Annotated in this window: 18 protein-coding genes; 9 read left to right on the forward strand and 9 right to left on the reverse strand. The window is 63.4% G+C overall.

Annotation, left to right across the window (positions count from 1 at the left end; translation table 11 throughout):
• Nucleotides 1-43: 43 nt before the first annotated feature.
• From accC to aroQ, 3 genes are read right to left on the reverse strand one after another with little or no spacing between them, the layout of a single operon-like run.
• Nucleotides 44-1,396 (reverse strand): acetyl-CoA carboxylase biotin carboxylase subunit, encoded by a 1,353-nt coding sequence (accC, locus tag S101446_RS11935; RefSeq protein ID WP_010510659.1) that lies wholly within the window; start codon nt 1,394-1,396, stop codon nt 44-46.
• A complete protein-coding gene (locus S101446_RS11940; RefSeq protein ID WP_010510657.1) occupies nt 1,396-1,857 on the reverse strand; it encodes an acetyl-CoA carboxylase biotin carboxyl carrier protein in 462 nt (153 codons plus the stop codon). The genes accC and S101446_RS11940 overlap by 1 nt, the downstream gene beginning before the upstream one ends.
• Nucleotides 1,854-2,309, reverse strand: coding sequence for a type II 3-dehydroquinate dehydratase (aroQ, locus tag S101446_RS11945; protein WP_010514708.1), 456 nt, complete (start codon nt 2,307-2,309; stop codon nt 1,854-1,856). Before aroQ ends, S101446_RS11940 begins: the two co-directional genes overlap by 4 nt.
• A 152-nt stretch (nt 2,310-2,461) precedes the next feature.
• Here aroQ and S101446_RS11950 point away from each other — a divergent pair, with 152 nt between their 5' ends.
• Nucleotides 2,462-3,004, forward strand: a complete 543-nt coding sequence (locus tag S101446_RS11950; RefSeq protein ID WP_019085187.1) for a septal ring lytic transglycosylase RlpA family protein — start codon at nt 2,462-2,464, stop codon at nt 3,002-3,004.
• A gap of 10 nt (nt 3,005-3,014) precedes the next feature.
• Here the strand turns inward: S101446_RS11950 and S101446_RS11955 are convergent, their stop codons facing one another.
• Nucleotides 3,015-3,956, reverse strand: coding sequence for a YihY/virulence factor BrkB family protein (locus S101446_RS11955; RefSeq protein WP_039794422.1), 942 nt, complete (start codon nt 3,954-3,956; stop codon nt 3,015-3,017).
• Between the two features lie 379 nt (nt 3,957-4,335).
• On the opposite strand from S101446_RS11955, the gene S101446_RS11960 reads away from it, so the two are divergent.
• Nucleotides 4,336-5,466 (forward strand): type III PLP-dependent enzyme, encoded by a 1,131-nt coding sequence (locus S101446_RS11960; protein WP_087608442.1) that lies wholly within the window; start codon nt 4,336-4,338, stop codon nt 5,464-5,466.
• A 118-nt stretch (nt 5,467-5,584) separates the two neighbouring features.
• On the forward strand, nt 5,585-5,977 hold the full coding sequence (locus S101446_RS11965; protein WP_244184215.1) for a copper resistance CopC family protein: 393 nt from the start codon (nt 5,585-5,587) through the stop codon (nt 5,975-5,977).
• Between the two features lie 79 nt (nt 5,978-6,056).
• On the opposite strand, the gene ccmB is transcribed toward S101446_RS11965, so the two are convergent.
• Together ccmB and ccmA are read right to left on the reverse strand one after the other, a co-directional pair.
• Nucleotides 6,057-6,710: a heme exporter protein CcmB gene (gene ccmB / locus S101446_RS11970; RefSeq protein ID WP_039734178.1), complete on the reverse strand. Its 654-nt coding sequence runs from the start codon at nt 6,708-6,710 to the stop codon at nt 6,057-6,059.
• Between the two features lie 23 nt (nt 6,711-6,733).
• Entirely contained in the window at nt 6,734-7,378 is a 645-nt protein-coding gene (ccmA, locus tag S101446_RS11975; protein ID WP_019085190.1) for a heme ABC exporter ATP-binding protein CcmA, read from the reverse strand.
• 279 nt (nt 7,379-7,657) lie between these two features.
• Between ccmA and acnA the strand changes: the two genes are divergently transcribed.
• A complete protein-coding gene (acnA, locus tag S101446_RS11980; protein ID WP_010509141.1) occupies nt 7,658-10,351 on the forward strand; it encodes an aconitate hydratase AcnA in 2,694 nt (897 codons plus the stop codon).
• Between the two features lie 232 nt (nt 10,352-10,583).
• Nucleotides 10,584-11,480: a LysR family transcriptional regulator gene (locus tag S101446_RS11985; protein WP_019085193.1), complete on the forward strand. Its 897-nt coding sequence runs from the start codon at nt 10,584-10,586 to the stop codon at nt 11,478-11,480.
• A gap of 81 nt (nt 11,481-11,561) precedes the next feature.
• Here S101446_RS11985 and S101446_RS11990 read toward each other — a convergent pair whose 3' ends face one another.
• The 3 genes from S101446_RS11990 to S101446_RS12000 form a co-directional block, all read right to left on the reverse strand.
• On the reverse strand, nt 11,562-12,503 hold the full coding sequence (locus S101446_RS11990; protein ID WP_235450191.1) for a hypothetical protein: 942 nt from the start codon (nt 12,501-12,503) through the stop codon (nt 11,562-11,564).
• Between the two features lie 66 nt (nt 12,504-12,569).
• Nucleotides 12,570-13,844: an AAA family ATPase gene (locus S101446_RS11995; protein ID WP_010509147.1), complete on the reverse strand. Its 1,275-nt coding sequence runs from the start codon at nt 13,842-13,844 to the stop codon at nt 12,570-12,572.
• Nucleotides 13,841-14,470 carry a hypothetical protein gene (locus S101446_RS12000; RefSeq protein WP_087608444.1) on the reverse strand — a complete coding sequence of 210 codons (630 nt, stop codon included), beginning with the start codon at nt 14,468-14,470 and terminating at the stop codon, nt 13,841-13,843. Before S101446_RS12000 ends, S101446_RS11995 begins: the two co-directional genes overlap by 4 nt.
• Nucleotides 14,471-14,654: 184 nt before the next feature.
• Between S101446_RS12000 and rimP the strand changes: the two genes are divergently transcribed.
• Genes rimP through infB form a run of 4 tightly spaced genes read left to right on the forward strand, consistent with a single transcriptional unit; the run spans nt 14,655 to nt 20,200 of the window.
• The gene (rimP, locus tag S101446_RS12005) at nt 14,655-15,275 is read left to right on the forward strand and encodes a ribosome maturation factor RimP (protein ID WP_019090664.1); all 621 of its coding nucleotides are present in this window, start codon (nt 14,655-14,657) and stop codon (nt 15,273-15,275) included.
• Nucleotides 15,276-15,295: 20 nt separating this feature from the next.
• The gene (nusA, locus tag S101446_RS12010; protein ID WP_010509154.1) at nt 15,296-16,831 is read left to right on the forward strand and encodes a transcription termination factor NusA; all 1,536 of its coding nucleotides are present in this window, start codon (nt 15,296-15,298) and stop codon (nt 16,829-16,831) included.
• Complete coding sequence (locus S101446_RS12015; protein ID WP_087608445.1) at nt 16,788-17,498, forward strand: RNA-binding protein; 711 nt, start codon at nt 16,788-16,790, stop codon at nt 17,496-17,498. The genes nusA and S101446_RS12015 overlap by 44 nt, the downstream gene beginning before the upstream one ends.
• Complete coding sequence (gene infB / locus S101446_RS12020) at nt 17,495-20,200, forward strand: translation initiation factor IF-2 (RefSeq protein WP_010509157.1); 2,706 nt, start codon at nt 17,495-17,497, stop codon at nt 20,198-20,200. The genes S101446_RS12015 and infB overlap by 4 nt, the downstream gene beginning before the upstream one ends.
• Nucleotides 20,201-20,219: the final 19 nt, after the last annotated feature.

Genomic DNA, 20,219 nt, shown 5'->3' on the forward strand with positions numbered 1-20,219 from the left:
CTTTTTCGTGCAATGCGCAACTGCGTTCGGGGTGTCGTCCGGTTCAGTTCTTTTCCTGCTGGCGGGCCACGAAGTTTTCCAGCCAGTGGATGGTGTAGTCGCCCTTGCGGAACTGGGGATCTTCCAGAATCTTGCGGTGCAGCGGGATGACTGTCTTGACCCCCTCGATCACGAATTCATCCAGCGCGCGGCGCATGCGCTCGATGGCCTCAAGCCGTGTGGGCGCGCGCACGATCAGCTTGGCGATCATGCTGTCGTAATAGGGCGGCACGCGGTAGCCGGCATACAGCGCGCTGTCGATTCGCACGCCCAGCCCCCCCGGCGGGTGATAGACGGTGATCGTGCCCGGCGTGGGCATGAAGGTCTGCGGGTCTTCCGCATTGATGCGGCATTCGATCGCGTGACCGGAGAACTTGATGTCCGACTGGCTGTAGCCGATCGGCTCGCCCGCCGCGATGCGAATCTGCTCGCGCACCAGATCCACGTCGCACACCATTTCCGTCACCGGATGTTCCACCTGCAGGCGGGTATTCATCTCGATGAAGCAGAACTGCCCGTCCTGGTACAGGAACTCCAGCGTGCCGGCGTTGCGGTAACCCAGCTTCGTCAGTGCGGAGGTGGCGATCGCACCGATGTCGTCACGCTGCTTTGCCGTCAGCGCGGGGGATCCCGCCTCTTCCAGCAGCTTCTGGTGACGGCGCTGCAGGGAGCAGTCACGTTCGCCGAAATGCACCACGTTGCCGTGCGTGTCGGCCATGATCTGCAGTTCGATATGGCGTGGCTTGTCGAGGTATTTTTCCAGATACACCTCATCATTGCCAAAGGCGGCGCGGGCTTCGGTGCGGGCGACGCTCCACGCTTCCTCCAGGTCGGCTTCGGTGGGGGCGACCTTCATGCCACGCCCGCCGCCGCCAGCGGCAGCCTTGATCAGCACGGGATAGCCGACCCTTGCCGCCACTTCACGCGCCTGCTCAAGGTTTTCCAGCGCACCATCCGATCCGGGGACCAGCGGCACGCCCAGCGCCATCATGGTGGTCTTGGCGGTGATCTTGTCGCCCATCATGCGGATATGTTCCGCCGTCGGCCCGATGAAGGTGATGCCGTGGGCTTCCACCGTTTCCGCGAAATCGGCATTTTCCGACAGGAAGCCATAGCCCGGATGGATGGCGTCCGCCCCGGTGATGGTGGCCGCCGAGAGGATGGCCGCGACATTGAGGTACGAGTCGCGGCTGGCCGGCGGGCCGATACATACGGCTTCATCAGCCAGACGGACATACATGGCATCGGTGTCGGCCGTGGAATGCACGGCAACCGTCCGGATACCCAGTTCGCGACAGGCCCGCAGGATGCGCAGGGCGATCTCGCCACGATTGGCAATGAGGATCTTGGAAAACATTACTCTATGATGACCAGCGCTTCGCCAAATTCGACCGGGTCGCCCGACTGCACCAGAATCCTGCTCAGGGTGCCCGCGCGGGGGGCCTTGATCTGGTTGAAGGTCTTCATCGCCTCGATCAGCAGCAGCGTCTGTCCCGCGCTGACCTGCTGGCCTTCGGTGACGAACGGCGGGGAAGACGGATCGGGCGCCAGATAGGCGACGCCCACCATCGGGCTGGTCACGGCGCCGGGGTGCTTGGACGGGTCCGTGGCCGTGGGGGTCACGGCGGTCACGGGCACCACGGGGGCGGGCGCTGCCACAGGCGCCGGGGCCGGCACGGCATGGGCGACCGGTGCGACCGCGCGGACAACGCGGATGCGGTTGTCCTTTTCCGCGATCTCGATTTCGGTCAGGCCGGTATCGGTCAGAATTTCAGCCAATGCCCGAATGGCATCCGCATCCACGAGCAGTCGGCTCATTGATCGTCCTCGTCCAGAATCATGTCTGTCATGGCCTGAAGCGCCAGGGCATACCCGCGTACGCCAAGCCCGCATATGACGCCAATGGCGGCGCGGGAGACGTAGGAGTGATGACGGAAGGCTTCACGGCGGTGAATATTGGAAATGTGGACCTCGATCACAGGCAGATCAACGGCAAGCAGCGCGTCAAGGATTGCGACCGAGGTATGGGAATAGGCCGCCGGGTTGATGATGATGCCGCGTGCGCGGCCCCGGCATTCCTGTATCCATGAAACAAGCTCCCCCTCCCCATTTGTCTGGCGGAAGTCGATGGCCACATCCAGGCGTTCGGCAGCCTGGACACAGACCTGTTCCACGTCGTCAAGCGTGGCATGACCATAGACCTCGGGCTGCCTTAGCCCGAGCATGTTCAGGTTGGGACCGTTCAGCACGGCAATGAGAGGGCGCTCCATGATGCACGCGCCTAGCACGCCCGCCGCCCGGTTCCAAGTCCGATCATGTCACGCGTGCCGTGCGGGCGCCTGCCGGGGCGGTCCATGACGGTGGGCGGCGAACCGTGACGCTATTGATATGATATCGGTGTATCACATGATATGATGGGGTCATGACAGGATATCCCGATCACCGACGTGACGGCATGCGGACAGGCCGCGACAGGGCACGGTTTACGTTGCCGGTGATCGTGGCATGTTTCATGCTGGCGGCATCCGGTGGCATGCAGGTTGCATGTTCCGCCGTGCGGCACGGTGCGCCCATGGGACGGCATGGCGGCCGTGGCGGCATGCGGCGGCCGCCTGTCATGACGCATGTTCCCGCGCACTGGCGCCAGCAGGGCCTGGCCAGCTGGTACGGCACCGGCCGGCAGCTTGGTCACGCCACCGCATCGGGGGAAATGTTTGATCCCGGCGCGCTGACCGCCGCCCACCGGCAGCTGCCGCTGGGCAGCCGGATCATGGTGCATTCGCGCCGGACGGGGCGTTCGGTGGTGGTCAGGATCAATGACCGCGGCCCCTATCATGGCGCCCGCATCATTGACCTGTCGCTTGAGGCCGCGCGCCAGCTTGGCATGCTGGGCATGGGGACGACGCTGGTCGATCTCAGGCCCATGCGCGATGATGAGGAAGAAGTGGCCAGCATGCCGCGCTGACCTGCCCGGGCTACAGGCTCTGGTGCTTGGTCCAGCCTTCCATGGTCTTTTCCGGGGCGCAGCGCAGTTTCATCTCGATTTCAAGCCCGGCGTTCAGTTCGGCCCCCAGCAGCACGACATAGGCCGAGACATAGAACCACATCATGATGGCGATGAACGCGCCCAGCGGCCCATAGGTGGCGCTGTAGCTCGCGATATGGCTGACATAATAGGAAAAGCCCGCTGATGAGAGCAGCCAGAGCAGCGTCGCCCCCACCGACCCGGGCAGGATGCAGCGCCAGTACGTATGGGGCCGGTTGGGACCGAAGCGGTACAGCAGCGAACACAGCGACAGCACGAACAGCAGCATGAGCAGCGGCCCCCCCATGCGTACCAGCAGTTCGACCGATCCGGGCGGCGGGGCAAGGGCCAGCCGCTGCGGCAGGTAATCCAGCAGGAACGGCAGCGCCACCATCAGGGCGAGTGTCAGGATCCCCCCGCATATCGAACAGAACGTCAGGGCCATGCCCATGCCCTGAAAGCGCAGGAAGCTGCGCGTTTCGGGCGTATTGTAGGCAACATTCATCGCCATGATCAGCGAACGCGTGGCCGCTGATGCCGACCACGTGGCGATGGTGGTCGATATGATCAGGTTGAACGTCAGTGACGAATGCGATTCGGCCACCAGCAGGTGGATGCGCGCGCCGAGCATGTCATAGGCGGATGGTGGCAGCAGGTTGCGCAGCACGACCAACTGCGGTTCCACCGTCTGTGGATCGAACAGCAGCCCGTAGAGGGAGATGAGCGTGCTCATGGCGGGAAACAGGGACAGTGTGGCATAGAATGCGCATCCCGCCGCAGCCAGCGTGATCTGGTCGGATACGATGTTGCGGGCGACCTGTTGCGCCACCTTCTTGACCTGCTGCATGGAAAAATGCGGCAGATGGGGCGCAGGCGGCGGGATATCCGTCATATCGATTTCAGTGGATGAGGTACCAATCAAGGGGAACTTCGTGTCCTGTCTGCTGTCACGTGGACGGACCGGGTCGGTACCGGTCATGTGTATATTGCGCCACGATCATGTGACCTTAGACGAAAAACTGTCGGAAGGGATGATTTTTCTATTGCGTCACGGGCGTATTGTCCTCATATGCGCTGCTTACGCAACAACGCACGTGCCACTGGCCCTCTGAGGTTACGCAACGACGTCAAGCGTTCTGGCAATCGGGCTGCCACAGGGTGGGGGTCCTTAATTGGTCGCTGGTCCGTTAGACCGTTTCGCAACATCTGTCCGTTTGTGCAATTCCAGAATTGTATCCATCGGGCGGCAGTACAGAAGGGATTTGGGTGCGATGACTCCCAAAATCGCTCGTTATCTGGCTGAGCAGTCTCCTGCTACGCCTTGCCTTGTCGTTGACGTTGACCGGGTGGAAGAACGCTATCGCGCGCTGCGCAATGCGCTGCCGCTGGCCCGGATCTATTACGCCGTCAAGGCCAATCCCGCCCGTGAAATCCTGACCCGCCTGGTGGGTCTGGGTTCGGCGTTCGACGCGGCATCATGGGAAGAGATTTCCATGTGCCTGGATGCGGGGGCGCGTCCGGCCGACGTCTCCTTTGGCAACACCGTCAAGAAGGCGTCCAACATTGCCCGCGCCTTTGCCGCGGGTGTGGACATGTTCGCCTTCGACTGCGCGGAAGAGCTGGAAAAGCTGGCCCGCCATGCGCCGGGTTCGCGCGTCTACTGCCGCCTGATCGTGGAAAACGAAGGGGCGGACTGGCCGCTGTCGCGCAAGTTCGGCACGACGCTGGACAATGCGCGTGACCTCATGCTGCGCGCCCGTGACCTGGGGCTGGACCCGTATGGCCTGTCCTTCCATGTGGGCAGCCAGCAGACGGCGACCGGCGCGTACGAAGCCGCCATCGCGCGCGTGGGCATGCTGTTCACCGACCTGAAGGCGGCGGGGCTGGACCTGCGCATGGTCAATCTGGGTGGCGGGTTTCCCATCCGCTACCGTGACGATGTGCCGGGCATCGACAGCTTCGCGCTGGCGATCAGCCACGCCATGACCGAGCATTTCGGCAACGACCTGCCGGAAATGATTGTCGAGCCGGGCCGCTTCATCGTTGGTGACGCAGGCGTGGTGTCGTCCGAGGTGGTGCTGGTCAGCCGTCGTGGAATCGATGATGGCGTGCGCTGGGTCTATCTGGACATCGGGCGTTTCGGCGGCCTGGCGGAGACCGAGGGCGAGGCCATCCGCTATGGCATCCGCACCCCGCATGACGGGGCGGCAACCGGCCCCGTCGCCATTGCGGGCCCGACCTGCGACGGCGCGGACATCATGTATGAAAAGACCCCCTATGCCCTGCCGCTGGATCTGGAGTCGGGGGACCGGATCGAACTGCTGTCCACGGGGGCGTATGTCTCGACCTATTGCTCGACCGGGTTCAACGGGCTGAAGCCGATTCAGGAACATTATATCTGATATGCCATGCTCCCCTCGGGGCGGGCAAAATGCGGGGCGGCGGGACGAAGGTCTTGCCGCCCTTCGCATATCGGGGGAATACACACGGCAGTCCAACCATGCCGGAGGTGTCGTTCCCGTGTCCTTTTTCCCAATGCTGCGCATGCTTGGCCTGTCCGCCACCCTGTCCGGCGCGGTTGTGGCACAGGCCTGCGCCGCGCCAGCACTGGTGCAGTCCGACCCCGCGCCGGGCGCGCGGGTTGCCGCGGGCAACGTGGCCGTCAAGCTGACATTCGATACCGTAATCGACCCGTTTCGCGCCCGCCTGCTGCTGCTTGGCCCCAGCGGGGTGCCGCAACTGCTGCCCGCATCGCCCATTGATGATGAACAGCAGTCCATTGCCACCAGCGTGGCGCTGACGCCCGGGCATTATGTGTTGCACTGGCGCATGCGGGCACGGACGGGCGACCCGGTGCAGGGGACGCTGCCATTTGACGTTGGCGCCCCCGCGGCACCCGTTGCGGCCAGATAGGCCGCCCGGCCTGAAGGATTTATAAATCGGGAATTTTTGGACGCCGCCTTTTAAAAAAAAGCTTCACCAAAAGTCCCTGCTATTCCACAGCGGCCCGCAGCCCGGCCCCCGCTGCCAGCGGGCACAGGGGAATCGCCGCCGCCAGAAAGGCGCCCAGCAGTTCAAGGTCCGGCCCCCATGACAGGCCGGTCTGGGCCGCATCCAGCGCCGCCGCGCCAAAAATCAGCGCGGGCGTTGTCAGCGGCAGCACCAGCAGCGGCAGCAGCACGCCGCCCCGTCGCGCGCCCAGCACCACCGACGCCGCCATCCCCCCGATCAGCGACAGGATCAGCGTGCCCAGGAACAGGCCCGTCAGCAGCACGACCATGCTGCCCGAAGGCATGCCCAGCATGATGGCCAGCGGTCCTGCCGCCAGCAGTAGCGGCAGGCCGGTGGTCAGCCAGTGGGCCATCATTTTCGCCAGTGCGATAAGGGAGGCAGGCAGCCCGGTCATGAGCAGCTGGTCCAGTGACCCGTCCTCCAGCTCCGCCCCGAACAGCCGGTCCAGCGGCAGCAGGGCGGCCAGCAGCGCGCACACCCACACGATGCCCGGCGCCATGCGCCGCAGCAGTTCGGGCGAGGGGCCAAGGGCCAGCGGAAACAGCGCGCCCGCAAGGATGAAGAACAGCACGGCGCCCAGCGTATCCGCCCCATGGCGCAGGGCAAGCCGCAGGTCACGTTCCAGAATGGCCATGATGAGGGAGGGAATCTGGAATTTCACAGCAGGTCGTCCTCGGGGAAATCCTCCATCGGTTGCGGGATGTCGGATTCGTTCAGGCCCGGCAGCGCCAGCGTGCGGGCATTGGGAAGGGGCAGGGGAACATGGGTGGTTGCAATCACAATTCCGCCAGCCTGCCGGTGGGCGGCAAACAGCGTGCCCAGCAGGCCCATCGTGTTGATGTCCAGCCCCAGGCTGGGTTCATCCAGCAGCCATAGCGGGGCCTGCGCCAGCAGGACGCGCGCCAGCGCCGCGCGACGTTTCTGCCCCGCTGACAGCATGCGCGCCGGCAGGTCGGCCAGCCCGGAAATATTAAGCGATTTCATGCACAAATCAGGATTTCCGCCACTGGCGCGCGCCGCCAGCGTCAGGTTTTCACGCAGTGTCAGCCCCAGTTTCAGCGCATCCTGATGACCCAGATAGGCCACCCGTCCGGCATGCTGGCTGCGATCGGCCAGCGCATCGACCCCGGCCCACAGGACATGGCCGCCTTCAGGTTTGCGCAAACCCGCGAGCACGCGCAGCAAGGTGGACTTGCCCGCGCCATTCGGCCCGGTCAGAAGCAGGGCGTCGCCCGCATCCAGCGTAAAGCCGACACGGTCCAGAACCAGCCGTTCACCGCGGAAAACCGATATATTTTCCACTTCCAGCAGGGGACGGCCGGGGGGAGTAAAGGCAGGAATGACGGAAATCCTCCGATCGGTGGGTGAAGGGGCGGGCGGGTGAAAAAAACGCCTGCTCCCGCTTTCTTGTTACCGGGTCCAGCTTGTGTCGCAACCGCGTCCGGGTATGTTCTACCCCCGTTGGGAGATCAAGCAGGTTGTCCCCGACAAGGTCGCAAATCCCGCACCTATGGAAGTGGGGCGGGGGAAAGTGGTCATACGGGACGATCCGTTGCTGATGCCTCGGAGGAAACAAAGCCAATGAAGACGGTTGGGCACGACTCAATGAAAACGGGCCGCACACTCAATGTGGACGGCAAGACCTATCATTATTTCTCAATCCCGGAAGCTGAAAAGACGATCGGTTCCGTCAGCCGCCTGCCGGTCAGCCTGAAAGTGCTGCTGGAAAACGTGCTGCGGTTCGAGGACGGGCATTCCTATTCGGTTGAGGATGCCAAGGCCATTGCGGAATGGCTGAAGGAAGGGCGCAGCACGAAGGAAGTTCCCTTCAAGCCCGCGCGTATCCTGATGCAGGATTTCACCGGCGTTCCCGCCGTGGTCGATCTGGCCGCGATGCGCGACGGCATCCTGAAGCTGAAGGGCGACCCGCAGAAGGTGAACCCGCTGGTTCCCGTCAACCTGGTGATCGACCATTCGGTCATGGTGGACGTGGCCGGTTCGCCCGAAGCGCTGCAGGACAACGTGACCATCGAGTTCGAGCGCAATGGCGAACGCTACGCCTTCCTGCGCTGGGGCCAGGAAGCGTTTGAAAACTTCTCCGTCGTGCCGCCGGGCACCGGAATCTGCCACCAGGTGAACCTGGAATACATCGCGCAGGCGGTGTGGACGGCGAATGTGGATGGCAAGGACTACGCCTATCCCGACACCCTGTTCGGCACGGACAGCCACACCACCATGGTCAACGGCATGGGCGTTCTGGGCTGGGGCGTTGGCGGGATCGAGGCGGAAGCCGCGATGCTGGGCCAGCCGATCGCCATGCTCATCCCCGACGTGATCGGCTTCAAGCTGGTTGGCAAGCTGCCCGAGGGGGCGACCGCCACCGACCTGGTGCTGACGGTCACGCAGATGCTGCGCAAGAAGGGCGTTGTCGGCAAGTTTGTCGAATTCTTCGGCCCCGCCCTTGACCACCTGCCGGTTGCCGACCGTGCGACCATCGCCAACATGGCCCCGGAATATGGCGCGACCTGCGGCTTCTTCCCGGTTGATGACCTGACGCTGGATTACCTGCGCCAGACCGGTCGTGAGGAACACCGCATCAAGCTGACGGCGGAATACCTGAAGGCACAGGGCATGTTCCGTCATGCCGAATCGGCGCACCCCGTGTTCACCGATACGCTGGAACTCAACCTTGAGACCATCGTGCCGTCCATCGCCGGCCCCAAGCGCCCGCAGGACCGCGTCGTGCTGAAGGGTGCGGACAAGGCGTTCGAGAAGGAACTGACCGGCAGCCTGGGCGTGCCCGAAGCCGACAAGGACAAGAAGGCCAAGGTGGCTGGCACCAATTACGAGATCGGCCACGGCGACGTGGTGATCGCGGCCATCACCTCGTGCACCAACACCTCCAACCCCGCCGTGCTGATCGCGGCAGGCCTGGTGGCGAAAAAGGCACGTGCGCTGGGCCTGAAGCCCAAGCCGTGGGTGAAGACCTCGCTCGCACCGGGATCGCAGGTTGTGACCGACTACCTCAACCGCGCGGGCCTGCAGGCCGAACTGGACGCGATGGGCTTCAACACCGTGGGCTATGGCTGCACGACCTGTATCGGCAACTCCGGCCCGCTGGAAGATCACATCGTCGATGCGATCGAAGGCAACAAGCTGGTTGCGGTGTCGGTCCTGTCGGGCAACCGTAACTTCGAAGGCCGCATTTCGCCGAACGTGCGCGCCAACTACCTGGCCAGCCCGCCGCTGGTCGTGGCGTATTCCCTGCTGGGCACCATGCGTGAGGACATCACCACCACGCCGCTGGGCACCTCCAAGGATGGCAAGCCGGTGTACCTGAAGGACATCTGGCCGACCAACCATGAAATCGCCGCCCTGATGGGCTCCGCCATCACGCGTGAGGAGTTCATCAACCGCTACAAGCACGTAAGCCAGGGCACGAAGGAATGGCAGGCGCTGAAGGTCGCCACCGGTTCCGAGACGTACAAGTGGGATGCATCATCCACCTACGTGCAGGATCCGCCGTACTTCCAGGACATCACGCCCGAACCCAAGCCGCGTGGCGACATCATCGGTGCGCGCCTGCTGGCGCTGCTGGGTGATAACATCACGACTGACCACATCTCGCCTGCTGGCGCGATCAAGGAAAGCTCGCCTGCCGGCAAGTACCTTGAAGAGCATGGCGTCGCGAAGAAGGACTTCAACTCCTACGGTTCGCGTCGTGGCAATGACCGCGTGATGGTGCGTGGCACGTTTGCCAACATCCGCATCAAGAACGAGATGCTGCCCGGCACCGAAGGGGGCGTGTCCAAGCACTTCCCGGACGGCAAGGAAGGCTCCATCTATGATGTCGCGATGGAATACAAGAAGGAGGGCGTGCCCCTGGTCGTGATCGGCGGCAAGGAATACGGCATGGGCTCCTCACGCGACTGGGCGGCCAAGGGCACCCTGCTGCTGGGCGTGCGTGCGGTGATTGCCGAAAGCTTCGAGCGTATCCACCGTTCCAACCTGGTGGGCATGGGCGTGCTGCCGCTGCTGTTTGAAGAAGGCACGACGCGCAAGACGCTGGGCCTGAAGGGTGACGAGACCTTCGAAATCCGCGGTCTGGACAAGATCACGCCGCGTATGACGATGACCATGACCATCACCCGCGCCGATGGCTCCAAGCAGGACGTTCCGCTGCTGTGCCGTGTCGATACGCTGGACGAGGTGGAGTATTTCCGCAATGGCGGCATTCTCCAGACCGTGCTGCGTGGCATGACCAAGGCCGCGTAATCACATGACCCGCCCCGGTTCCGGTCGGGATGGATGATAAAGACGGCGGTCCGTATCACACGGGCCGCCGTTTTTTTATGGGCAGATCATATATGCATATTCGGCATAGGTTACCCGTGGTACCGTTGCATTTTACACATATCGGTGGTGTCTTTTCTCTGTATTGTGCATAAATAGGATGCCGTTTAAAGCTATGGCTATGTAATAACATAGTTGAGGGTGCTGGGGCTTCATGGATCTGCTTTCTGCCTTGCATAGCTTCGTCCGTGTGGCCGCCACGGGTTCATTCTCGGCGGTATCAAGGGAAACGGGGGCAAGCCAGCCCACCATTTCCCGGCATATTGCGTTGCTGGAAGCCCATTACGGCGCGACCCTGTTCGCCCGTACCACCCGCAGCCTGATGATGACGGAAGACGGGCGCAGCCTGCTGCCGCATGCCTATGAAGTGCTGGAAATCCTGGAAACGGCGGAAACGGCCCTTGGCCGCAGGCGGGCTTCGGTTTCGGGGCTGGTGCGTCTGGGCGTGACGACGGCGTTCGGCCTGTACCTGACCAGCAGGCTGAGCACCCTGCTGGAAGAACATCCCGACCTGTCGGTCGAACTGGTCATGCGTGACGGATTCGGTGATCTGGTGGAAGAAGGGCTGGACCTTGCCATCCGCATCGGTTCCATTGCCGAAGGGTCGCTGATTGCCCGCAGGCTTGGCTCGGTCCATCGCTGCGTGGTGGCATCAACCGACTACCTTGCGCGCCGGGGCACGCCCGAACACCCGCGTGACCTGCTCAACCATCCCTGTATTGCCTATAGCTATGGCGGTACCCGCCACGACTGGCAGTTTGCCCGCAAGGGTGAGGCCGAAACCACGGTCGCCGCCAGTGGTCCCTTCCGCGCCAACAGCAGCGAAGCCGTGCTGCAGGCCGTCCGTGCGGGGCTGGGCATTGGCATGCTGCCGACATTCCAGGTGGAAGAAGACATTGCGGCCGGGCGCCTGAAGCACCTGCTGCCGGAATGGACGATACCGGAACTGCCCTTTTATGCCGTCCATACGGGACCGCGCACCCTGCCGCTGCGTACCCGTACCGTGCTGGATTTCCTGATCGAGATTTCGGACGTATTGCGGCAGGGCTAGACTCCTACGCCCGTCATGCGGTCGAAACCGCGGCTGCATACCAGAAGCCTGCCGTGGATAAGAAAGCTTTGAAACGATGGCTTAGTCCAGCGGGCTGCCCCGTCCCGGCAGGGACGCTGCGGGATCATGCGCCAGGCGGGCACGCTGTTCATCGCTTGACGCCAGCATATCGCTGTTGAACCCGTCATGCAGGACCTGTGCCCAGCCTGCCATCCATGTATTCGTACGCTTTACGAAATCGCTGGCGGCAGGCTGCTGGCCCAATGTGTCCTTGGCCCAGTAATCGGGCGTACGCAGCATCTTGGTGCTGTCGGTGTTCACGGGATTGAGGAAGATGGTGACCGTTTCGACATTGACGTTGTGGTCACCCGCAGGCGTGCTGTAGCTCCATCCGGCCTTCAGCAGCACGGGGGGCAGGATGAACCCTTCTTCTCTCAACCGGTTGGCGATGATGGCCGTGCGGTTGATCGAGGCGGGATAGACCGCCGTCGTAAACCAGCACTCCATTGATGGCGGATGGGCGGTCAGGACACGGGACATGTAGTTCCGGTCGTCATGGCAACTGGAATCAATGGACGTAATGGCCGTTTCCGGCACGGGCTGGGTGCTGCCTTCCGCCCCGATCATGCCGGTGACGACATGGCCCTCCACACGGATCAGCACGTTTTCCAGCACTTCCCCATGCGGGCCGTTGATGATGTTCATGACCGGGTGCCATGTGCCCTCGGGCAGCGGCAGGATACGGCCTGCAAACGGGATCGCCTTGGTCAGCCGGTCGGTGATCGGCATCATGGTGATGACACCGTCCTCCCCATTGCCGTCGCCGCCGCCTTCGCCCTTGGCCGGGGCGTCATGCATCCCCAGCCGGTTATGAATGCTGGAGGACAGCGCCGTCAGCCGGGGTATCAGGCGTATGAGATAGGCTGGCGGGAAGATCAGCGTCAGCACCGTGAACGGCAGGATCATGTACAGGCAGAACCGCCATGCTGGCGCCCGATGCCATAAGCGCGAAAAAGCAGACATTCAGCAATCCATGGCGCGGGCCACGCGGCCCGGTCGATACCGGAAACGGGATACCATGCGCATGGATCAGGAACTGATCGGCGCGCGCTGGGCATCGCGGTCGGCATCCGCGATTTCGGCCACCACGCCGTCTTCGCTGGAGACGATGCGCACCAGTTTCGCCCCCTGCTGGCGGGCGGTGATGAGCGAGTCGCTGATCATATCCTCGATGGACCGCGCCAGGTCACGCGCACTGGCCGCCGGTCCCATGCGGTCCTGCCGGCGCATGACTTCAAACAGCAGGGCGGGGTCGATGCCGCCGGTTTCGACCTTCAGGCCATAGCTGTCGATCATGGCTTCGATCTCAAGGGCCGAGACACGCGCGATGTCGAGTCCCTCCAGTGGACGGAAGATGAAGATACGGTCCAGACGGTTCAGCACTTCCGGCGCGAAACCGGCCTGGCGCAGGGCTTCGACCGATTCGGCGCGCATCTTGTCGGGTTCATCCGCCAGCCTGTCCGCGATTTCGGTCAGCGCTTCGGTGGCGATGTTGGATGTCAGCATAAAGATGCAGCGCACGGTGGAAATCTGCTGCCCGGTAGAGGCCTCGGTCACATGGCCATCGTTCCACGCGGTCAGGAATTTCTTGAAAACGTCGGGATGCGCCTTCTCGATCTCATCCAGAAGCACGACCGCGTCGGGCTTTTCCTTCAGCCCGCCGGTCAGCTTGCCATAGGTGTCGGACCCCACATATCCCTTGGGGGAGCCGAACAGTTGGGTCGCGGCGTGGGGGGAACTCATCTGCGTCATGTCGAAATTCAGCAGCGGGCGGTCAAGCTGGCGCGCAAGCTGCTTGGACAGGTAGGTCTTGCCCGTGCCCGGCGGCCCCGCCAGCAGGAAGATACCCACCGGCTTGCCACGTACCTGCAGCGCCAGGCGGCGGCGCAGCTGGGTCGCCACGTCCTCGCACACCTGGTCCTGGCCGATCACGCGGGCACGCAGGCTTGCGGCCAGTTCCTCCGCGTCGATCACGGTTTCTTTCTGTTCGCGCGCCAGCATTTCCTCCAGCGCGCTGCGATTGGTCAGCCTGGCGAGTACGTCCATTATCCATCCCCGTCTGCGTCGGATCCCCTTGCGGGCCAGTTTTTCGGCCCGGTTCTCGAACCACAGCCCGGTCAGCGCCAGCAGGGCACTGGCCGCCGCCACGACCGGATAGGCCGGGGCACACCATTCCATGAAATGCCGCAGGCTGGCGAGCGAAAGATGCAACGCCATTGCCGCCTGAAAGCTGCCCAGCACCAGGAAAATGACCATGATGAGGGGTACCAGCCGCTCCATCAGCGCCGGATAGAGCGGTTTCATTGTACGACTACCCCGATCACGATTTCGGTGTCACGCGTCAGCACGGGCAGTGCCGTGGGGCCGGGCACGAATACCGCACCCGCATGGATGCCCGTGGGCCCCGGGTCCCCCGCCGCGGTGATGGACACATTGCCCGCCACGCGGATGGGCAGGATGACGCTTTTGGGCCGCGGTCCAAGATGCACGGTCTGCACCAGTCCCAGCGACTGCACGTTCACCACCGCGTTGCCGCCCGCCATGTCATACATGGGCATGTCGGCGAGGATGATGTCGCGGCGTTTCAGCGCGGCCAGGATCTCGGCCTGCTGCTGTATGGAATAGGATGTCTGGCGCAGCATTTCCGCCGCCCGGTCGGGGGAGATCATGGGCATCTGGCCCATCATGTCGGGCCGGTTCTGGACCGGGGCGTTCAGCATGAGGTGCGTGCCGTCGCTGGTGCCGCCGCCCCCGGCCTCGGCCGCGACGGGGGGTGTCTGGCTGCCGCTGCCGCCTTCACGCGCGGCCATGAAGCCACCCGTGCCCAGGCCGCCGCCCGCGACAACGGCCGCGATCAGCCCCACCACAACCAGCCTGCGGCTGGATGAGCGTTCACTGCGTTCCCGTACGGGTTCCGGCGGTGAGTTCAAGGGCGTCATGCGTGCATAATGTGGGTCTGTGACAGGATATGGCAAGACGTTAAGATGCAGGAAATGTAACGTCCGGCCGCAGATATAGTTCTTGCGGTTACGATGGTCGTGACCTATGTTACGGGCAATTCCTTCATCTCTGGTTTTTTCTTTGGGGGGTGGCCGCAGGGCTGCCTTTTTTGCATTGGACGCTGATCTGCCATTCCTGACGGGCCTTGATGCCCGTATTGCCGAAATGATCGCGCCCGCGCTGGCCGACATGGGCTTTGACCTTGTGCGCGTGGCGGTGCTGGGGCGCGAATCCCCCACGGTGCAGATCATGGCGGACCGTGCGGATGGCACGCTGATCGCCATTGAAGACTGCGAACAGATCAGCCATGCGGTGGGTGCGATACTGGATGTCGAGGACCCGCTGCCGGGCGCCTGGACGCTGGAGGTTTCGTCCGCCGGGATTGACCGGCCCCTGACGCGTGCCAAGGACTGGGACCGTTTCGCGGGCCATCTGGCCCGGGCCGAGATGAACATGCCCATTGATGGCCGCAAGCGCTTTGCCGGCATCGTGCTTGGTTCGCGCGATGGCCACGGGCTGATGCGGCTGGATGACGGGACCGAGGTCGCGCTGCCTTTCGCCGAGATGCGCAAGGCGCGGCTGGTCCTGACCGATGAACTGATCGAGGCGAGCGCCCGGATGATGAAGCCGGATGCCGCCAGCGACGAAAACGGGCCGGGGGACGAAAGTGCTTCGGCCGGAACGCAGAAGGCCCCTGGCAAGCCCGACCGCAAGCCGGCGCGCAAGGCCAACTGAACGATGTTGTGGAGACACTGATGGATACGTCCGTTGCCCGTCCCGAACTGCTGCTGGTTGCCGATGCCGTAGCGCGGGAAAAGTCGATCGACCGCGAGGAAGTGCTGGAAGCGATGGAGCAGGCCATCCAGAAGGCCGGTCGCGCCAAATACGGCCATGAAAAGGATATCCGCGCCACCATCGACCGCAAGACCGGCGATGTCCGGCTGTCGCGCTGGACCGAAGCGGTCGAGACGGTGGAGAACGAGGAAACCCAGATCCCGCTGTACATCGCGCGCAAGTTCAAGCCCGAGATCCAGCTGGGTGAATACCTGATCGACCCGCTGCCGCCCATCGACTTCGGTCGCATCGCGGCGCAGACGGCAAAGCAGGTCATTGTCCAGCGCGTGCGCGAATATGAACGCCGCCGCCAGTTCAATGACTTCAAGGACCGCGTGGGCGAGATCGTCAACGGCACCGTCAAGCGCACGGAATACGGCAACCTGCTGGTCGAGATCGGCGATGCCGAGGCCCTGCTGCGGCGTGATGAACTGATCCCGCGCGAAAGCTTCCGCAATTCCGATCGCGTGCGCGCCTACATCTATGATGTGCGTGACGAACCGCGTGGCCCGCAGATCTTCCTGTCCCGCACGCATCCGGCATTCCTTGCCAAGCTGTTCGCGCAGGAAGTGCCCGAGATCTACGATGGCATCATCGAGATCAAGGCCGTGGCCCGCGACCCCGGTTCGCGCGCGAAGATGGCCGTTATCTCCCGCGATGCGTCGATCGATCCGGTCGGTGCCTGCGTGGGCGTGCGTGGCCGCCGCGTTCAGGAAGTCGTGAAGGAACTGCAGGGCGAAAAGATCGATATCATCCCGTGGAGCCCGCAGGCCGCGACCTTTGTCGTCAACGCCCTTGCCCCGGCTGAAGTCAGCAAGGTGGTGATGGATGAGGAAGCAGGCCGGGTCGAGGTTGTCGTTCCCGATGACCAGCTCAGCCTTGCCATCGGGCGGCGCGGGCAGAATGTCCGCCTTGCCAGCCAGCTGACGCGCTGGGATATCGACATCCTGACCGAGGCCGAGGAATCGGAACGCCGTCAGGAAGAATTCCGCCGCCGCAGCAACCTGTTTGTCGAGGCGCTGGACGTTGATGACGTTATTGCGGGCCTGCTGGTGACCGAAGGGTTCCATTCCATTGAGGAGCTGGCGTTCGCCGACTCCGAGGAACTGGCCAACATCGAGGGCTTTGACGAGGACGTGGCCAGTGAACTGGTCCGCCGCGCCGAAGGCTACCTTGCGGGTCAGGAAGAAGAACTGGATAACAAGCGTCGGGCGCTGGGTGTCACCGATGACATCGCGGCACTGGGCGTGTTCACCAACCAGATGCTGGTGACGCTGGGTGAAAAAGGCGTGAAGACGCTTGATGACCTGGCCGATCTTGCCGGTGACGAACTGGTTGAAATCCTCGGCAGCGATGCCATTGACGAGGACGCGGCCAACGAAATCATCATGGCGGCGCGTGCGCACTGGTTTGATGAAGACGACAAGACCGGCGAGCAGGAGACGTCCGACGTCTGAGCAGGAATATCTGACCGCGGAAGACGCGGGCGACATGGAGCATGAAGAGCGCGGTCCGCTGCGCCGCTGTGCCGTCACCCGCGTCCGGCTGCCGAAGGAGGAAATGATCAGGTTTGTCATTTCCCCCGACCGAGTCGTGATCCCTGATCTTTTCGCACGTCTGCCCGGACGGGGAATTTGGTTGAGCGCGCGTGCGGATGTGTTAGAAACAGCACGCACACGTGGCGCATTCGCACGTGCGGCACGGGGAAGGGTTGTTATTCACCCTGACCTGACCCATCTTGTTGAAGACGGGTTGCTGCGGCGCATGATGGATGTTGCAGGACTGGCACGGCGGGCCGGGCAGATTGTCTGTGGTTTCGCCAAGGTGCGTGAGTGGGTTGTGGGCGGTCGGGCCGGTCTGGTTATCCAGGCAGCCGATGGCAGCCCCGACGAGAGGAAGAGAGTTTTGTCCGGTGCACGGGACCTTCCGGTTGCGGTTGTTCCTACGGCATCGGGTCTGGGTGCGGCGTTTGGCCGCGACCATGTTGTTCATGCGGCGATGCTGCATGGTGAACTGGCGCGCCGATTCCGGATCGAGAGTGAACGTTTTGCGGGTTTGTCCGGCAGGGCCAGCCCGAATTCGGCGGAGCGGTCTGCCGGACGGTGTGAACAGGCGGGTACATGAGCGAAGGCAACGATCAGGATCAGGGTAAGGGACGCTTGTCCCTGCGGCCGGCGGGCCGTAGGGAAGTCGGACGGACGGTGGATGCCGGTTCCGTGCGACAGAGCTTCAGCCATGGTCGTTCAAAGGTGGTTCAGGTCGAGGTGCGCAAGAAGCGCGGGGCCGGGGCCGCAGGTAACGGATCGGGGCCGGCTGGCGGTCGCGCCGGGGGACGGGGTGGCCGCGCGCTGACGGCAGCCGAGCTGGCGACCCGCCAGCGCGTGCTGGACGAACAGCGCCGCGCCGCCATCCAGCGCGAAAAGGATGCGCGCGAGCAGGAAAAGATCACGATCCTTTCCGCCGCGGAAGAAGCCCGTCGCCAGGAAGAGGAAAATGCCCGTCGCGCCGAAGAAGAAGCGCGCGCAAAGGCAGATGCCGCAGCTGAGGCCGAGGCCCGCAAACAGGAAGCCCGCAGTGCCGCGGCACAGGGCAAGCCCGAACCGGCTGAATCCGCTGAACCGGATGGTCCGGTTGTTTCTTCCGTGCCGATTCCAGGCGAGGTCACGCTGGCGCCGCCGATGCAGCGCCTGCGTCCGCTGGCCGAACGTGCGATCATGCCGGCACAGCCGCTGCGCCCGGCGCGTCCGGCAGGTGGTGGCAACGCGGCAGGTGGCGCCGGACGCGCCGCCGCTGGCGCGGGTGAGACGCTGCGCCTGCGCAGCGGCCGTGCGGATGGGGGCGAGGAAGAACGTCGTCCCAGCCGCCGTCCCGGCAATGCAGCGCCCGGTCGCCGCCCCTCGGGTGGCGCGAAGAAGAACAATGACAGCCGTCGCGCCGGTCGTATTGACGTGCAGGCCGCGATCGAAGGGGATGACGACAAGACCCGTTCGCTCGCATCCGTCCGCCGCCAGCGTGAGCGTGAACGCCGCCAGGCCGAACTGGAGCGCCTGCGTTCCGATCAGGTCCGTGTGGTGCGTGACGTGGTCCTGCCCGAAACCATCACGGTCCAGGAACTCGCCAACCGTATGGCCGCCCGTCAGGGCGAGGTCATCAAGGCGCTGATGAAAATGGGCGTCATGGCGACGGTTACGCAGTCGCTTGATGCGGATACCGCTGAACTGGTGGTGCAGGAATTCGGCCACCGCGTGCGCCGCGTTTCCGACAGCGATGTCGAAATCGGCATCGAAGGCATCGAGGACAAGGCCGAGGATCTCAAGCCGCGTCCGCCAGTCGTGACCGTCATGGGTCATGTCGATCATGGCAAGACCTCGCTGCTTGACGCCCTGCGCACCACCGATGTCGCCAATGGTGAAGCAGGTGGCATCACGCAGCATATCGGTGCGTATCAGGTTACGCTGGCGTCGGGTGCGAAGATCACCTTCATCGATACCCCGGGCCATGAAGCCTTTACGGCCATGCGTGCCCGTGGTGCATCGGTGACCGATGTGGTGGTGCTGGTGGTTGCGGCGGATGACGGCGTGATGCCGCAGACGATCGAAGCCATCAAGCATGCCAAGGCGGCTGATGCCCCGATCATCGTGGCGATCAACAAGTGCGACAAGCCGGGTGCAAACCCCGACCGCGTGCGTCAGGAACTGCTGAACCACGAAATCGTGGTGGAAAGCATGGGTGGCGACACGCAGGATGTCGAAGTTTCGGCGCTCAAGCGCACCGGGCTGGACAAGCTTGAGGAAGCGATCCTGCTGCAGGCCGAAATCCTTGACCTGAAGGCCAATCCGGATCGCGTTGCCGAAGGTTCGGTGATCGAAAGCCGTCTTGACCGTGGTCGTGGCCCGGTTGCGACCGTGCTGGTCCAGAAGGGCACGCTGCGCCGCACCGATATCGTGGTGGCCGGTGCTGAATGGGGCCGCGTCCGCGCCATGATCGACGACCGTAATCGCCAGTTGGGCGAAGCCGGTCCATCCATGCCGGTTGAAATCCTGGGTATTACTGGGGTGCCGGGTGCGGGTGAGCCGTTCGTGGTGGTGGAAAACGAGAACCGCGCCCGCGAAATCTCGGAATTCCGCCAGCGCGTGATCAAGGAGCGCACGGCAGCAGGCCAGACGGCCGCACGCGGCACGCTGGATCAGATGCTGGCCCGTATCCAGGCCGGTGCGCAGAAGGAAGTCGCCGTCCTGATCAAGGCGGACGTGCAGGGTTCGGCGGAAGCGCTTGAAGCCACGGTGCAGAAGCTGGAGCACGAGGAAGTCAAGATCCGCGTGCTGAACGCCACTGTCGGTCAGATCACCGAAAGTGACGTGCAGCTGGCCAAGGCGTCCGGCGCCGTCATCATCGCCTTCAACGTCCGCGCCACGGCGCAGGCGCGTGAACTGGCGCAGCGTGAAGGTGTGGATATCCGCTACTACTCCATCATCTATCAGGTTGCTGATGATGTGGAACAGCTGGTCCGTGGCAAGATCGCGCCCAAGCATCGCGAGAAGTTCCTGGGTTACGCCGAAATCCGCAAGGTTTTCGAAATTACCAAGGTGGGCAAGGTTGCCGGTTGTTACGTGACCGAAGGCGTGGTCAAGCGTGGCTGTGGCGTGCGTCTGCTGCGTGACAACGTTGTGATCCATGAAGGTGAGCTGAGCCAGCTCAAGCGCTTCAAGGATGACGTCAAGGAAGTGGCACGCGGTTACGAGTGTGGCCTGTCCTTTGCCGGGTATAATGACCTGCGCGAGGGTGACGTGGTTGAATGTTATGAAATGGAACTCGTCCCGGCATGAGCCGTAATTCATCCAGAAA

The sequence above is a fragment of the Komagataeibacter europaeus genome (genome assembly GCF_002173515.1).
Taxonomy (GTDB): Bacteria; Pseudomonadota; Alphaproteobacteria; order Acetobacterales; family Acetobacteraceae; genus Komagataeibacter; species Komagataeibacter europaeus.